The organism is Pseudarthrobacter sp., assembly GCF_036675385.1.
GTDB lineage: Bacteria > Actinomycetota > Actinomycetes > Actinomycetales > Micrococcaceae > Arthrobacter.
Genome location: NZ_JAKFFD010000090.1, coordinates 1 through 15,927, shown reverse-complemented (window position 1 = coordinate 15,927; position 15,927 = coordinate 1). Strand labels below are relative to the sequence as shown.

Annotated in this window: 13 protein-coding genes; 6 read left to right on the top strand and 7 right to left on the bottom strand. The window is 66.7% G+C overall.

Annotated elements, in window-relative coordinates; translation table 11 throughout:
* Positions 1–407, bottom strand: a 407-nt coding sequence (locus V6M49_RS07230) for a nucleoside/nucleotide kinase family protein (RefSeq protein ID WP_332760703.1), incomplete at its 3' end; no start/stop codon positions are given.
* Positions 408–809: 402 nt separating this feature from the next.
* On the opposite strand from V6M49_RS07230, the gene V6M49_RS07225 reads away from it, so the two are divergent.
* On the top strand, positions 810–2,231 hold the full coding sequence (locus tag V6M49_RS07225; protein WP_332760702.1) for an amino acid permease: 1,422 nt from the start codon (positions 810–812) through the stop codon (positions 2,229–2,231).
* A gap of 114 nt (positions 2,232–2,345) precedes the next feature.
* Here the strand turns inward: V6M49_RS07225 and V6M49_RS07220 are convergent, their stop codons facing one another.
* From V6M49_RS07220 to V6M49_RS07210, 3 genes are read right to left on the bottom strand one after another with little or no spacing between them, the layout of a single operon-like run.
* On the bottom strand, positions 2,346–4,145 hold the full coding sequence (locus tag V6M49_RS07220) for a cobaltochelatase CobT-related protein (protein ID WP_332760701.1): 1,800 nt from the start codon (positions 4,143–4,145) through the stop codon (positions 2,346–2,348).
* Positions 4,146–4,154: 9 nt separating this feature from the next.
* A complete protein-coding gene (locus V6M49_RS07215) occupies positions 4,155–5,177 on the bottom strand; it encodes an AAA family ATPase (protein ID WP_332760700.1) in 1,023 nt (340 codons plus the stop codon).
* A complete protein-coding gene (locus tag V6M49_RS07210) occupies positions 5,165–6,091 on the bottom strand; it encodes an IclR family transcriptional regulator (RefSeq protein WP_332760699.1) in 927 nt (308 codons plus the stop codon). Before V6M49_RS07210 ends, V6M49_RS07215 begins: the two co-directional genes overlap by 13 nt.
* A gap of 206 nt (positions 6,092–6,297) precedes the next feature.
* Here V6M49_RS07210 and xsc point away from each other — a divergent pair, with 206 nt between their 5' ends.
* Positions 6,298–8,208, top strand: a complete 1,911-nt coding sequence (gene xsc, locus V6M49_RS07205; RefSeq protein ID WP_332760698.1) for a sulfoacetaldehyde acetyltransferase — start codon at positions 6,298–6,300, stop codon at positions 8,206–8,208.
* A gap of 125 nt (positions 8,209–8,333) precedes the next feature.
* On the opposite strand, the gene pdxR is transcribed toward xsc, so the two are convergent.
* Both pdxR and ald read right to left on the bottom strand, forming a co-directional pair.
* A complete protein-coding gene (gene pdxR / locus V6M49_RS07200) occupies positions 8,334–9,800 on the bottom strand; it encodes a MocR-like pyridoxine biosynthesis transcription factor PdxR (RefSeq protein WP_332760697.1) in 1,467 nt (488 codons plus the stop codon).
* Between the two features lie 94 nt (positions 9,801–9,894).
* Positions 9,895–11,016: an alanine dehydrogenase gene (gene ald, locus V6M49_RS07195; protein ID WP_141138628.1), complete on the bottom strand. Its 1,122-nt coding sequence runs from the start codon at positions 11,014–11,016 to the stop codon at positions 9,895–9,897.
* A gap of 231 nt (positions 11,017–11,247) precedes the next feature.
* On the opposite strand from ald, the gene V6M49_RS07190 reads away from it, so the two are divergent.
* The 4 genes from V6M49_RS07190 to V6M49_RS07175 all read left to right on the top strand — a co-directional run bounded on the left by V6M49_RS07190 (position 11,248) and on the right by V6M49_RS07175 (position 15,645).
* The gene (locus tag V6M49_RS07190; RefSeq protein ID WP_332760696.1) at positions 11,248–12,612 is read left to right on the top strand and encodes an aspartate aminotransferase family protein; all 1,365 of its coding nucleotides are present in this window, start codon (positions 11,248–11,250) and stop codon (positions 12,610–12,612) included.
* A 98-nt stretch (positions 12,613–12,710) separates the two neighbouring features.
* A complete protein-coding gene (locus tag V6M49_RS07185; RefSeq protein ID WP_332760695.1) occupies positions 12,711–13,805 on the top strand; it encodes a phosphotransacetylase in 1,095 nt (364 codons plus the stop codon).
* Complete coding sequence (locus V6M49_RS07180; RefSeq protein ID WP_332760694.1) at positions 13,802–14,914, top strand: YeiH family protein; 1,113 nt, start codon at positions 13,802–13,804, stop codon at positions 14,912–14,914. The genes V6M49_RS07185 and V6M49_RS07180 overlap by 4 nt, the downstream gene beginning before the upstream one ends.
* 11 nt (positions 14,915–14,925) lie before the next feature.
* Positions 14,926–15,645 carry a sulfite exporter TauE/SafE family protein gene (locus V6M49_RS07175; RefSeq protein ID WP_332760693.1) on the top strand — a complete coding sequence of 240 codons (720 nt, stop codon included), beginning with the start codon at positions 14,926–14,928 and terminating at the stop codon, positions 15,643–15,645.
* A gap of 12 nt (positions 15,646–15,657) precedes the next feature.
* On the opposite strand, the gene V6M49_RS07170 is transcribed toward V6M49_RS07175, so the two are convergent.
* The coding region (locus V6M49_RS07170) for a DMT family transporter (protein ID WP_332760692.1) at positions 15,658–15,927 on the bottom strand (270 nt) is incomplete at its 5' end.

The following is a 15,927-nucleotide window of genomic DNA, read 5'->3' as shown; positions in this document are numbered from 1 at the left end:
GCCAGGAGGTAGTTTCCTTCGGTGATCACCAGCGGCACGGACGCGGGGACTGCGATGGACGCGGCCACCGGTTCGTCCAAAGTCCGCCGGAACTCGGGCGCGTACACCACTGCCTCGTCCCGCTGCACCAGCCGCTGCAGCAGCGACAGGTACCCGCCGACGTCGAACGTGTCCATGGCACCCTTGCGCTGCCGCAGCGGCGTGCCGTCAATAATCGCGTTGCCCAGGTGGAAGCCGTCCATCGGCACTACGACCGCCAGCTCGGCGCCGAACTGCTGCTGGAGCCAGACCGCAAAGGTCGATTTTCCCGAGCCCGGTGCGCCTGTGATGCCCAGCAGCGTCCGCCGGCCGCCGTCGAGCCTGTGCTGCAGGGCATCGAGTGCCTGCTGTACTTCGGGGGAGTCCATGGCAAAAGCCTAAACCGGCAGCCGGTTCTCCCGGTTTCCACTATCGGAACGCGCAGGTCACGGCGGTGTGGGCGCAGTCATCTTCGGACCGGACTGCAGCCATGAGAGACTTCGTGGACCCACGCTTTCACCGCTGGCTCCCTCTTTTCCGCCTGATCTGGCCCTGTGCACCCCCTACGTCGGCTCCGTAGGTTTATGGCTACACCAGGAGGAGTGATCTGAATCACTCAGTGATTGCAGTACGGTCCGAACCTCCGGTGGACCTGGCTTCGCGCTTCGTGGCGCGGGCACCGAAGTGCACTTCAACGGGTTTCGTCAGAGCATCTTGGAGGAAACGTGTATCAAGCCGAACCCCGGCAGGCCGACAACGCCGGCCTTAGCAAGGGCCTCAAGAACAGACACATGAATTTGATCGCCATTGGGGGCGTCATCGGTGCCGGGTTGTTCGTCGGCAGTGGCGTTGTTATCAGCAGCACCGGCCCGGCGGCCATCGTCTCGTTTGCGATCGCAGGTGTCATCACCTTGCTCCTCATGCGGATGCTGGCCGAAATGGCCGTAGCGCGTCCGGTGGTGGGCTCTTTTTATGTCTACGCACGCCAGGCGCTGGGGCAGCGGGCCGGATTCGCCACCGGCTGGATGTACTGGTACTTCTTTGTGATTGTGGTGGCAGTCGAGGCGATTGCCGGTGGCCGGATCATCCAGCTGTGGTTTCCCATGGTTCCGTTGTGGATGCTCAGCCTGGGCCTGATGGTGGTACTGAGCGCCACGAACATGGCTTCGGCCCGCTCCTTCGGCGAGTTCGAATACTGGTTCAGCTCCATCAAAGTGGTGGCCATCGTCTTGTTCCTGGCGCTGGGCGTACTGTGGATCACCGGCCTGTGGCCCGAGTCGACGCCGGGCATCGGCAACCTGTTTGACCACGGCGGGTTCACTCCGCTGGGCTGGGGTGCCGTGCTGGCCGCCGTCGTTCCCTGTGTGGCCTTTTATACCGGCGCGGAAATCATCACCATCGCGGCCGCCGAGTCCGAAGACCCCGAGCGTTCGGTCAAGAAGGCCATGCGCTCCATCGTGGCCCGGGTGGTGACCTTCTACGTCGGCTCGATCTTCGTGGTGGTGGCGATCCAGAGGTGGGATGCCGAGAGCGTCGGCGTGAGCCCCTACGCGGCGGTGCTGGACGTCCTGGGTATCCCGGCGGTGTCCACCATCATGAACTTCATTGTCCTCACGGCAGTGCTCTCGTGCCTGAACTCAGCCCTGTACACCACCTCGCGCATGCTGTTTGCGCTCACCCGCAACGGCGATGCCCCCAAGTTCTTCACCAAGCTGTCACGGAGCGGCGTTCCGCGCCGTGCCATCCTGCTGGGCACCACCGTGGGCTACGTTTCGGTGGTCTGTGTCTACGTGTGGGGTGATGTGGTGTTCGCCTTCCTGGTGAACTCCTACGGTGCCGTGGCGCTCTTCGTCTACCTGGCGATCGCACTGTCACAGGTGGTGCTGCGCAAGAGACTGGACCGCGACGACCCCGGGGCGCTGAAGCTTAAGATGTGGCTGTTTCCATGGCTGAGCTACGCAACCATCGCGCTCATGCTCTTGGTCATCGCCGCCATGGCCCTGCTGCCCAGCACCCAGACCCAGTTCGTGATGAGCGGCGTGACGCTCGTGATCATCCTGCTCAGCTACGAGCTACGCCGGCGCTACGGCCGCAAGCCAGGAGAAGAAGCCGGCAACGACGCCGCCGACCTTCCGGGGGATCCGTCCTTGGACCCCTTGGCTGAAGGGCTCGAGGAGGAGCCCGACAAGCAGCCGGTGGCGGCCCGCCCCTGATCTTCAGGCCGGATGTCAGTCCGGTCCGTAAAGCCCGCCGCGGGGAAGTGCCAATGGAGGCACGTCCCCGCGGCGGGCTCTTGCGTTAAGCGCCTTCGCCGCACGGGCGTAGCGTCAGCGGCGTCCGGCAAGCATGGCCAGGACCTGCCCGACGACGGCGGCACTGCCTCCGCGTGAGAGGTCCAGTGTGATGTTCCTGCGGTAGTACGGCGAGAGATCCAGCCCCACGCCGAGTCCGAAGATCTCCGCGTTGCCGGCGGCTTCGTGCGCCGCCACCACATCCCGGAGATGCTGTTCCAGGTAGTGGCCGTCGTTGGCCAGGGCGGTGGCGCCGTCCATCGGGCTCCCGTCGGACACCACCAGCAGGATCCGCCGTTCGGAGCTGTTGCTCGACGTGCCGCAGTTCCCCGTGCCGTTCCCGGCATCGGCGAGCCTCGCGCAGGCCCAGTCCAACGCCTCGCCGTCGACTCCTTCACGGAACAGGTCCTTCTTCATGAGCCCGGCAATGGCCGGGCGGGCCCGCCGCCACGGGGTGTCTGCGTCCTTGAAGACCAGGTGCCGCACCTCGTTGAGCCGCCCCGGATGCGGGGGCCTACCGGTACGGATCCAGTCCTTCCCGGCACGGCCGCCGTTCCAGGCGGCTGTGGTGAAGCCCAGGACTTCGCATCGGGCCCCCGCCAGTTCCAGGGCGCGCGCGTAGACGTCCACCAGCGCGGCCACGGCGGCGCTGTGCTCCTTCATGGAACCGGAGCAGTCCACCAGGAACGTCACCGTGGCGTCGGTCCGGAGTTCGATCCGTTCGGTCCGGAACACCCTGCGGTCCCCGGATGCCGTGACCAGCCGGGCGAGCCTGCTGCCGTCGAGCCGGCCCTCAATGGCGTCGCCGTCCCAGCCGTCGTGGACGGCCGTGGACAGCGCCGCGCCCAGGGCACGGCCCAGCCGGGGCACGTTGATGCCCTGCCTGGCAATGTCGTCGTCCAGCTGCTGCCGATAACCGCGCAGCAGTTCGGCGCGGACCAGGTCCGTGGCTTGGAGCTCGCGGTCATAGGCCGTGGTGAACTTTCGGTAGCCGTCGCCTCCGGCTTCCAGCGCATCGCTGCGCCCATACCCCGCGGTGGGGACGGCGTCGTCGTTGCTGTCCTGATCGAAGAGCAGCTGGAACTGCGGCACGCGGCCGCCGGAACGGGAGGGCCGCGCTTCCCGGGCTTCCAGGTGCTCGCTGATGGCGGCGACGGTCTCCGCGATGGCGAGGGCATGGCGGCCGAAGCTCGGCTGGGAGAACCGTTCCAGCCGCAGGGCGGCCAGATGCGTGCCGACGTGCGGGGCAAGCTCGGCCCGGGTGGATTCAATCCGGTCCTCGAAGTCCGGGGACATCGGCTCCGCGGTGATCCTCGCCCGGCAGACCTGGGCCACGGTGAAGAGGATGAGTCCCAGGTCCGTGTCCGCCAGCGTGGACGCCTCGAAATCCCGGGACCATTGCTGGAAGCGGCGGTTCAGGTTGGCCCGGACCCCCGGCATGGCGCCGTCGGCCAGCGACTCGGTACGGAACTGTTCGAGCATCTCAAACACCAGCATTCGTGCCGGCGTTGCGGGGCAGAACTCCGCATGCAGAGCGGCATCGCTGTGCTGCAGCCGCAGCGCCATGCCGTCCGCCGCGCCGCGGAAGGCGTCCAACGTAACGGCGTCCGTTCCCGGGTGGACATGGGGTGCGGGCATGGCCACCCGGGTGCTCTCCCGGTACAGCGCGGGGCCGCGGAAGTGCAGGCCGCCCTGCCCGCTGAGCCCGCGCATGGCTGCGGCGCACAGTTCAAGGGTCTGCTTGCGGCGGCGCAGCGATGTGGCTGCGAGCTGCCGGGAGGCGGTCTCCGCCCGTTCCCTCTCCGCCTGCTCCGTCTGTTCCGCCAGGGAGGCCATGGGCGGCCCTTAGCTGGCCGCGGCGGCAGCGAAGGCGCGGGTTGGCGCCAGCTCGGCGGGCAGGTACCCCGAGGTCCGTGGCGCTTCCAGCTCCCGGTCAAAGCAGCGCTGGAAGAATTCGGCAATGAGCGGCTGCTCGGCTTCATCGCACTTGTTGACGAAGGACAGCTGGAACGCCTTGCCGGGATCGCCGAAGATCCCGATGTTCTCGGCCCAGGTGATGACGGTGCGCGGGGACATCAGGGTGGACAGATCGCCCACCCGGAAACCGTCCCGCGTCAGCTTGGCCACGGCCACCATGGACGCCACCAGTTTCCGGCCGGCTGCGTCGTCCAGCTCAGGGACCCGCGCCAGCACGATCCCGATCTCGTCCTCCGCCGGAGGATGGTTCAGGGCGGCGACGATGTTCCAGCGGTCGATTTGCGCATGGTTGAGCCGCTGCACGCCGTGGTACATGCCGTTGAGGTTTCCCAGTCCCACGGTGTTGGCCGTGGCAAAGAGCCGGAACCCGGGGTGCACGTCAAGGACCCGGTTCTGGTCCAGCAGGGTCAGCTTGCCGTCGCGTTCCAGGAGCCGCTGGATCACGAACATCACGTCCGGGCGGCCGGCGTCGTACTCGTCCAGGATCAAGGCAACCGGCCGTTGGATGGCCCAGGGGACAATCCCTTCCTGGAACTCGGTGACCTGCTTGCCGTCCTTCAACACCACGGTGTCGCGGCCCACCAGGTCAAGGCGGCTGATGTGGCCGTCCAGGTTCACCCGCACACAGGGCCAGTTCAGCCGCGCGGCCACCTGCTCGATGTGCGTGGACTTGCCTGTGCCGTGCAGGCCCTGGAGCAGCATCCGCCGGTTCCTGGTGAAGGCGGCCAGGATGGCCAGGGTGACGTCGTGGTTGAAACGGTAGGCGGGGTCCACCTCGGGGACATGCTCGTCGGCTTCCCGGAAGGCCGCCACTTTGAGGTCCGAATCGAGATTGAACACCTCGCGGACTGAAACCATCTCGCCCGGCATCAGGCGGCTCAGTTCGTCCACAACTCGTCCTCCAGGCCGTCAGTGCCGCCCGCGTCGATCCCGGCCGCCCCGGCAGTGCTGCCGCCGGTCGTGCTGCCGCGGTCGGCGGTTCCTTCCGCGGTGCCGGAACCGGCCTCGGCCTCGATCAGACCGATCGCCGCTGCGGCACGCTGCAGGGCCGGGAGCAGCTTCAGTCCCTTCTCGGGGGTGAGCCGCATGATCGGCGCCTGGACGGCGACGCAAAGGTTGGACACGGTGTTCGCTGTGGGAACCAGCACGGCCACGCACACCATGCCTGGGAGGAATTCCTCGTCGTCGATCGCGTAGCCGTCCCGGCGGACGCGCTGGAGTTCCTCCTCGATCAGCTCGGGGTCCGTCACGGTCTTGTTCGTGTAGCGTTCCAGCGGCGCGGCGGCAATGAGGCGCCTGCGCTGTGCCGGGCTGAGCTGGGAGAGGATCATCTTCCCGCTGGCCGAGCAGTGCACCGGCACCCGGGAGCCGGGTTGGAGCGTGATCCGCAGCGGTTCGGAGGTTTCGATGCGGTCCAGGTAGACCACTTCGCTGCCGGACACCGCCGTCACGTTGCAGCTCTCGCCCAGTTCCGCGACCAGGTTCCGCAGCACCGCGTGGCGTGCGCCGTGGTGCATGTCATTGATCAGCAGATTCTCCGCCATGCGCCGCAGCCGGACCCCGGTGCCGTAGTGCCGGCCATTGTTCTCCCGGATCAGAAGGCCGGAGCTTTCCAGCTGATGCAGCATGCGGTGCAGCGTGGGCTTGGGTGTGCCCGTTTCCTCCACCAGGCCCTGGAGCGTGAAGAGCTGGTCCTTGGTGGCGATCAGTTCCAGCAGCGAGAACAGCCGCATGGTGGGCGTGTCCCCGGCCAGCTCCGTCGTTGCCTGAAGGGCGGGCTCGCCCAACCTGTGAATCTCAGCCATTTTGTTGTCCTCCACGTGGTCAAGCCGCACCGAAATTGGCGCCTAGTTCAAGAATATCGTACGCATCGTTCCGAATAATTGAAATACCCGTTGACGTTGTTGTTCTTTTGCCATAATCTCGGCATCAGCACCAAAACAGGAACGCTACGTTCCATTTTTTACAGTCAAACGTATCTAGGCGAAATCCTGGAGGAGGAGCAATCATCATGAGCCAAGACACCGTCGAACTCTCATCCGTTGCCAACGACGGCACGGCAGAAGCGCTCGTCACCGACTCATCCGCGGGGCAGGGCAAAGACGCCCCGGCCCAGGCAGCACCGGCCAAGGCCGCCCGCGAAGTCGCCAAGGGCGTGCAGAAAATGACACCGTCGGAGGCCTTCGTGGAGACGATGGTCGCCAACGACGTCACCGACATTTTCGGCATCATGGGTTCAGCCTTCATGGACGCCATGGACATCTTCGCCCCCGCAGGCATCCGCCTGGTTCCGGTGGTCCACGAGCAGGGGGCAGCCCACATGGCTGACGGTTATGCCCGTGCCAGCGGACGCCACGGCGTGGTCATCGGCCAGAATGGACCGGGCATCAGCAACTGCGTCACCGGCATCGCCGCGGCATTCTGGGCGCACAGCCCCGTGGTCATCGTGACGCCGGAAGCCGGCACCACGGGCATCGGCCTCGGCGGCTTCCAGGAGGCCAAGCAGCTGCCCATGTTCCAGGAATTCACGAAATACCAGGGCCACGTGACCCACCCGGCCCGCATGGCCGAATTCACCGGCCGCTGCTTCGACCGCGCCATGTCTGAAAACGGACCCACGCAGCTGAACATCCCGCGTGACTACTTCTACGGGGAGATAACTGTCGAGATCCCGCAGCCGCGCCGCGTGGATCGAGGCGCCGGCGGTACCAAGAGCCTGGACGAGGCAGCAGCCCTGCTCGCCACGGCCAAGTTCCCCGTGATCGTCTCCGGCGGCGGTGTGGTCATGGCCGACGGCGTCGAGGAATGCAAAGCCCTGGCCGAACGCCTGGGCGCCCCGGTGGTCAACAGCTACCAGCACAACGACTCCTTCCCGGCCAGCCACCCGCTCTGGGCCGGTCCGCTGGGCTACCAGGGATCCAAGGCAGGCATGAAGCTCATCTCCCAGGCCGACGTCGTGATCGCCCTCGGCACCCGCCTGGGCCCGTTCGGCACCCTGCCGCAGTACGGCCAGGCGTACTGGCCCACCGAAGCGAAGATCATCCAGATCGACGCCGACCACACCATGCTGGGCCTGGTCAAGAAGATCAGCGTGGGCATCTGCGGCGATGCCAAAGCCGTGGCACTCGAGCTGAGCAAGCGCCTGGACCAGCTCACCCTCGCCTGCGACGCCACGAAGGCCGAGCGTGCCGCCACTATCAAGGCGGAGAAGGAAAGCTGGGAAGAGGAACTTACCGCGTGGACGCACGAAAAGGATGAGTACAGCCTCGATATGCTCGAGGAGCACAAGAACGAGGACGGCAACTGGCTGTCCCCGCGCCAGGTGCTCCGCGAGCTGGAGAAGGCGATGCCGGAGAACGTCATGATCTCCACGGACATCGGCAACATCAACTCCGTGGCCCACAGCTACCTGCGCTTCGAGAAACCCCGCAGCTTCTTCGCCCCGATGAGCTTCGGCAACTGCGGCTACGCCCTGCCGACCATGATTGGCGCCAAGGCTGCAGCCATGGACCGTCCCGCCGTGGCCTACGCCGGCGACGGTGCCTGGGCCATGAGCATGGGCGAAGTCCTCACCGCCGTGCGGCACGACATCCCGGTTACCGCCGTCGTCTTCCGCAACCGCCAGTGGGGTGCGGAGAAGAAGAACCAGGTGGAGTTCTACAACCGCCGCTTCATCGCCGGAGAACTCGACAACGGCGAGAGCTTCGCCGCCATGGCCCAGACCATGGGAGCCGAAGGCATCGTGGTCGACCAGCTCGACGAGGTGGGCCCCGCGCTCAAGCGCGCGCTCGCCGCCCAGATGGAAGAGGGCAAGACCACGGTCATCGAGATTATGTGCACCCGCGAACTGGGAGACCCCTTCCGCCGCGATGCCCTCGCGAAGCCGGTCCGCACGCTCGAGAAGTACAAGGACTACGTGTAGACCGGACAGCCGGTCGTAGCTGACACAAAGACTCCCCGGACCGAAAGGTCCGGGGAGTCTTTGGCTTTGCCGGTGCTTAGAGGCCGGACCGTTACCGGCCCCTGGTCCAGCGCCACGGGACCGGACTACCCCTCGGCGAGCAGCTTCGCGGCCACCTCGCCCACGCGGGCCAGACCCTCCGGGATGGAGCGCGTGGGAATGGCGCCGAAGCCGATCCGGAAGCAGTTCCGCGGCGCATTTTCCTGGCTGAAGAAGACGTCCCCGCGCTCGATCAGCACACCGCGCTTTTCGGCACGGCGCACGAGCTCCACGGCATCGAGCCGGGCCGGTCCCTCCATCCAGAGGCTGACGCCACCGGGCGGGTACGGGCCCTGCTCCCAGGGGAGGCACAGTGCGGACATCTCGGTGACCGTCTCCCAGCGCGTCTTCAGCTGCCGCCGGTGACGGCGCAGGGCGCGGTGGTAATCGCCGCTGTCGATCATCAGGGCGAGGGCGCGCTGCATGTGCCCGGGAGGGTGGCGCACCTGGTATCGCCGCACGCGCCGCAGTTCCGTGATCAGTTCTGCGGGTCCTACCAGGAACCCGAGCCGCAGCCCGGGGGAGAGGAACTTGGAGAACGTGCCCAGGTACAGCACGTCGCCGGTGGAATCCAGGGCCTTCAGCGCGGGGCTGGGGCTGCCTTCGTACCGGAACTCGCTGTCGTAGTCGTCTTCGATGAGGACCGTTCCCGACGCGGCGGCAAGCTTGAGCAGGCGACGGCGGCGCTCCATGCTCAGCGTGACATTCGTGGGGTGGTGGTGGCTGGGGGTGACGTAGAGCAAGGCGGTGCCGCTGAGGGTCCCGGGGAGGCAGAGCCCGTCCTGGTCGACGTCGATCCCGTAGACCTGTGCGCCGGTGCGCAGGAAGATGTGACGGGCGTCCAGATAGCCGGGGTTCTCGATACTCACGCGCTGGTGGGGGCCCAGCAGTGTCCTGGCCAGCAGGTCCAGTCCCTGCTGGGATCCGACCGTGATCAGGATTTCGTCCGCACCGGCCTCGATGCCGCGTGCCGGCAGGATCTGGCGGCGGATCATCTCGATCAGCATCGGGTCGTCGGCGCCCACGCTGTCCTGGAGGCTGGCGAAACGGTGGGGCTGATACAGGGCTTCGCGCAGGCTCCGTATCCAGGCCGTGGCGGGGAAGCTGTGGACGTCCACCTGGCCGGCGACGAACGGGTACGGATATGTGTGCCAGTCCGCGTTCTTTTCCACCTCCGGGACGCCCTCGTCCGCGTAGCGGCGCATCCGGGAGGACCAATCGATCATCGAATCCGTGGCCGGCACGTCGGCTTCCGCCGCGGCCAGCATTTCCGGGTTGACGAAGATTCCGCTGCGTTCGTGGCTGAGTACCAGGCCCTCGGTGAGGAGTTCCTGGTACGCCAGGTTGATGGTGTTGCGGGCAACCTTGAGCTCGGCGGCCAGTTCCCGGGAGCTGGGCAGCCTGCGGCGCGAATCGAAGATGCCCACGGCGATGCCGTGCTCGATGACGCGGCGGACCTGCCGGTACAGGGGCTCGCTGGAGCTGCGGTCAATCTCTATGAGTGTCCGTGGCACGTTTCGCCTCCCAAGCAGCGCGATGAAGTATCAGGACCGAAAGAAGCGGGGGAGTTCAGTATGAACTCCCCCGCCAAGAATTACTCCTTGTACTTTAGCTACGGGCCAAAGATTCGAGTGCATCAGCGACGTCGATGCTGTGGGCTGCGCCGACGGCCGCGTTCGTCAGGCGCCCGCCCAGGGTGCTCAGGCCTGCGCGCAGTGCCGCGTTCTCGGCCACGGCTCGCTCCACACCCTTGTCGGCGATCTGCAGCACGTACGGCAGTGTGACGTTGGTCAGCGCGTAGGTGGAGGTGTGGGGTACGGCGCCCGGCATGTTGGCCACGCAATAGAAGACCGAGCCGTGGACGCGGAAGGTGGGTTCCTGGTGCGTGGTGGGGTGCGAGTCCTCGAAACAGCCGCCCTGGTCGATGGCGATGTCCACCAAGACACTGCCGGGCTTCATGCGGGAGACCAGTTCGTTGGAGATGATCTTGGGCGCCTTGGCCCCGGGGACCAGCACGGCGCCGATGACGAGGTCGGCCTGGATGACCTCCTGCTCGATGGCGAGCTGGTTGGCGGCGAGGGTGCGGACCCGGCCCTGGTACATGCGGTCCGCTGCGCGCAGCTTGTCCACGTTCTTGTCGAAGAGGACCACGTCCGCCCACATGCCGGCAGCCACGGCAACGGCGTTCATGCCGGACACACCGGCGCCGATGATGACCACGCGGGCCGGTGCCACACCGGAGACGCCGCCGATCAGCACGCCGCGGCCACCCTCGGGGCGGGTCAGGCACTGCGCGCCCACCAGGGGAGCCAGCCGGCCGGCCACTTCGCTCATGGGGAACAGCAGCGGCAGCGAGCCGTCTTCGAGCTGGACCGTCTCGTAGGCAATGGAGGTGCTGCCGGCGTCGAGCAGGGCCCGGGTGCAGGCCTCGTCGGCGGCCAGGTGCAAGTAGGTGAAGATCGTCAGGTCCGGCCGCATGCGGTGGTATTCCGGCGCGATCGGCTCCTTGACCTTGAGCAGCAGATCGGCGGCGGCCCAGACCTCGTCGGCCGTCTGAAGGATGGCGGCTCCCGCTACCGTGTAGGCGTCATCGGAGATGGACGAGCCTTCTCCGGCGCCGGCCTCAATAAACACATCGTGCCCGTGGGCGACGAGCTCGTGGACGCCGGCCGGCGTGACGGCTACTCGGTATTCGTGGGACTTGATTTCCTTCGGGATGCCGATCTTCATTGTGACCTCCATGTTGTTGATGGGTGCTCTGCAAATAAGTCCGCCGTGCGGGCTGCGCAGCGTTATCGAAGTATGTTCCGCTCCAGGATGGGACCAGAAGCACCAGATGTGCGTCGGCTGACGGGACCAAACTGGACCCATCAGCCGGGCACGATGTGGCACTGATGCCCGGGGTGGCCGCCAGCCTAGGCTTCGATCATCGCTACTCACCTCGACAAGAAGGAGATAGTTTTGGACGCCACCACACTCCGGGCCCAGGCCCGGCGCCATCTCGGACCCCATTTCACCCGCAAGGACACCTGGGACAGCGAGTTCCCGATTTTTGTCCGGGGCGAAGGCAGCTACCTCATCGACACCGAAGGGGACCGCTACCTGGACGGCCTCGCCGGGCTCTTCTGCGTAAACATGGGCCACGGCCGCCAGGACATCGCCAAGGCTGCCAGTGAGCAGATCAGCACCCTGGCCTACGCCTCCAACTGGGGCTCGGCACACCCGCCGGCCATTGAGGCCGCCGCGCTCATCGCGGATCTGGCCCCCGGCGACCTGGGCACCACGTTCTTCGTCAACTCCGGCTCCGAGGCCGTGGAGACGGCCCTGAAGTTTGCCCGCCAGTACTTCCGCAGCCAGGGCCAGCCGCAGCGCACCAAAGTCATCAGCCGCGACATGGCCTACCACGGCACCACCATGGGTGCCCTGTCCATCACGCAGCTGCCCAAGATCAAGGAACCGTTCGGCGAGCTCCTGCCGGGAATCCGCAGCGTCCCGAACACCCTCGGTTTCACCGGCGACTGCGGCCCGGTCACGGAGCTCGACTGCTTCCGCGCCATTGAGCGGGTGGTCCTCGAAGAGGGCCCGGAAACCGTTGCGGCCATCTTTGTCGAGCCGGTCCAGAACGGCCGCGGAGCCCTCGTGGCACCTGAGGGCTACTGGCCGGCCCTGCGGGCGCTGTGCGACAAGTACGGGATCCTCCTGGTCTCCGATGAAGTCATCTGCTCCTTCGGCCGGCTTGGCCACTTCTTCGGCTACGGCGTCACCGGCGTGGTCCCGGACCTGGTCACGTTCGCCAAGGGTTCCACTTCCGGCTACGCACCCCTGGGCGGCCTGATCGTCCGCGAGCAGCTGGTCCAGGAGTTGTTCAACTCCTCCACGGGCGGCGTCTTCACGCATGGGGCCACCTGGGGCGGGCACCCGGTGTCCACCGCCGTCGCGGTCGCCAACATCACCGCCATGCGGGACGAAAACGTCCTGGGAAACGTCCAGGTACAGGGTCCGAAGCTCATGGAGGCCCTGGAATCCCTGAAGAACTCGCACCGCTGCGTCAAGGCAGTCCGGGGCACGGGCTTCTTCTACGCGATCGAACTCATGGCGGACAGTTTCAGCGGCCGCGAACTGACCCAAGCCGAGTCGCTGAAGGTCCTTCGCGAAGTCCTTCCTGAGTCCTTCAAGCGGACCAAGGTGATCCTGCGCGGGGACGACCGCGGTGCCACCATGATCATGATCTCCCCGCCGCTAGTGGCCGATGCAGGGGTCCTGTCCGCGCTGCTGCATGGTGTGGACGGCATGCTCACCGACATCGAGAAGGCCATCCAGCCCTAACCACCGAATCCGGTTCTTCGCCTGCGGAGGCGCCCCCTCGTGGACGCCTTCGCAGGATCCGATGTGGCCTCCGCAGGTTCGAGATAAGAGGTACAACCATGGCGACTGCGATTGTTGAGAAGCGCATTCCGCAGGCAGCGCCGCCCGCGGGAAGCGCGCTGTTTGAGCGCTGGCGCCAGGAGCTGTCCGGCCGTGGCCGGGTGGTCGGATTCGCCGACGGCGAGGACAAGCGTGCCGTTCGCGCTGCCAGTGCGCTGGCCGCGGAAGGAATCATCAGCCCCAGGCTCATTGGCCGCAGCCCTGAAATCCGGCGGGTGGCGGCCGAACTGGACTGTGTGCTGCCCGGCGACGCCATCCTCGACGTCGGCGGGCTGGCCGGCGACAGCAGCATCGCCGCGCTGATCGGGGAGGCTTACGCCCGCAAACCCGAGCAGCTGCCCCACGCCAGTCAGGAACCGGTCCATGTTGCCGCTGCCGCGTTGCGGGCCGGGTATCTGGACGCCTGTGTTGCCGGTGCCGGGACACCCACGGCCCTGGTGCTCCGGGCCGCGCTGCGCGTGGTGGGCCTGGACCCCGGATGCACCACCCTGAGCAGCTCGTTCCTGATGCTGCTGCCCGACGGAAGGGAACTGACGTTCGGCGATTGCGCCGTCGTTCCCGATCCTTCCGCCGAACAGTTGGCTGACATCGCAGCCTCGGCAGCCGCCATGCACCAGGCGCTGACGGGGCAGCCGCCGAAGGTGGCCATGCTGTCCTTCAGCACCCGGGGCAGCGCCATGCACTCGCACGTGGACAAGGTCAGGTCCGCAATGGAAATCCTGCGGACCCGCCACCCGCTGCTGCACGTGGACGGCGAGCTGCAGTTTGATGCCGCGCTGGTCCCCGCCATCGGGGCGGCGAAAGCACCCGGCTCGGACGTGGCGGGTCAGGCAAATGTGCTGGTGTTCCCCAGCCTGGACGCCGGAAACATCGGTTACAAGATCACCGAACGGCTCGGGGGAGCCGTGGCCGTGGGCCCGATCCTGCAGGGGCTGGCAGCGCCCCTGAACGATCTGTCCCGTGGTTGCAGCGCCGGGGACATCGCGTCCGTTGGCCTGTTGAGCGCCATGCAATCGCTCTCCGTACTCGAAAGAAAGGAGATCCGGCCTGAGCACGGCGCAAGCCCGCTCCGGGAGGATCGCAGACGACCATGACACAAGACGTTGCCACGCCCGTAGGAAGCGACAAGCCGGAAGGAAACGGCAAACAGCGTGGATTTCTCCCGCGAGGCCTGCGGGACAGGCGGCTGCCCGGGCTCGCATTGGCGGCCGCTGCCGTGGCCGGCGCCTGGCTTGTCCACGCGGCCGTCCCGGTGCTCCCCTTCCTCACGGTGGCCGTCATCCTGGGCATCCTTTCCGCAAACCTGCCCGGGATCGGCCCGGCAGTCGAAGGAGTCATGCAGCCCGGGCTGGTGCTGGCCGCCAAGAGGTTCATGAGGCTCGGAATCGTGCTGCTCGGACTGAAGCTGAGCCTCATAGACGTCGCGGCCCTCGGTTGGGCGACACTGGGGATCGTGGTGGGCATCGTGCTGCTGACCTTTGTGGGCACCTTGCTGCTGGGCAAGGCTTTCAGGCTTCCGGGAGACCAGCCTTTGCTCCTGGCCGCAGGCTTTTCCATCTGCGGCGCCTCCGCTATCGGGGCCATGAGCGGAGTGACCAGGACGGATCACCGCGGGACCGTGGTGCCCATCGCGCTCGTGACCCTGTGCGGAACCCTTGCCATCGCTGTGCTGCCGGCCCTCAAGGGTCCTCTCGGCCTGGACGGGGTGCAGTTCGGGCATTGGGTGGGGGCCAGCGTCCATGACGTGGGGCAGGTTGTCGCGACGGCACAGACGGCAGGCACCGCGGCCCTGGCCGGGGCCCTGGTCATCAAGCTCACCCGTGTCCTGATGCTCGCCCCGATGGTCACCGCTGCCGCTTTGGTGCAGCGCTGCCGCAACCGTTCCCGGCGCAAGCGTTCCCAGCACAGCAAGGCGGCCGCCGGCATCGAAGAAGGCACGCTCAAATTCCCACCCCTGATCCCGCTGTTCGTGGCCGGGTTCATGGCGATGATCGTGTTGCGGACGCTGGGAATCCTGCCGCATGCGGTCCTGGAAGGTGCTGCGCTCGCGCAGGACCTTCTGCTCGCTGCGGCGCTGTTCGGGCTGGGAGCGTCCGTGCAAATACGGTCAATTCTTCACACCAGCGGCAGGGCGGTCGTCGTCGCCATGCTCTCCTGGGGCCTCATCGGTGTACTCGCCTACGTGGGAGTGCAATTCATCTAGGAATGGACACCATGACCACCACGGAACTCATCATCGCGGCTCTCATAGTTGCCGTCGCTGTGGTGGCACAGGCCGGCACCGGGTCCGGATTCGGCATCGTCTCCTCGCCGCTGCTGCTGATGATCAGCCCGCAGCTGGTGCCCGGCCCGCTGCTTCTCGTGTCGGTGGTGGTCATGCTGTTCGTGAGCTGGCAGAACCGGAGGGGGCTGCGGCACGTGGATCTCAAGCTGGCCATTGCCGGGTGCCTGCCCGGTGCCGTTGCCGGACTGTGTGTGCTGCCCCTGCTGAACGGCAAATGGACCGGCATGATTGTGGGCGGGCTGGTGGTGGCCAGCGTGCTCACCGGACTCACAGGGTTCCGCATCCCGCAAGACCGCTTCTCCCTGTTCACGGCCGGCCTGCTCGGCGGAGTCCTGGGTACGGTTGCCTCCACCTCAGGGCCGCCGCTTGTGGTGGTTTACCGGAGCGAAGACCCGGCCCGGTACCGTGCCAACCTCTCCCTGTTTTTTCTGGTTTCGTCGTTGGTCTCGTTGCTCGCCCTGGCGTGCGCCGGTTCCTTCGGCACGGAGGAGCTGCTGCTCACCGGCTGGCTGCTGCCGGGCGTTGCCCTCGGGGCGCTGGCATCGTTGGCGGTGGTGAAGCGGATTTCCGCCGCCGCCCTCCGTCCCGCGGCCCTCAGCCTGTGCCTCGTTGCCGGGGTGAGCCTGCTCATCAAAGGCGCTCTGGCCTGACGGGCACGGTGGCTATTCGACGGTGGCAGACGCCGGCGTGTCCTCGGTGGCTGGCTCTTTGTTCCTGCCAGCAGGCAGGGATTTCAACCCGGCCGCGCAGGCCACTATCCCCCCGATGAACAGCACCTTCAGGACGCTGTAGGGTTCGACGCCGGTGGCCATCGCCCAGCCCACCGTCAGGGCAGCGCCGATCCCCACCCAGACGGCGTAGGCCGTCCCGAGCGGGATGCTGCGGATGGCCAGGCCCAGGCCAATCATGCTCAGGGTGGCCGTTACGCCGAA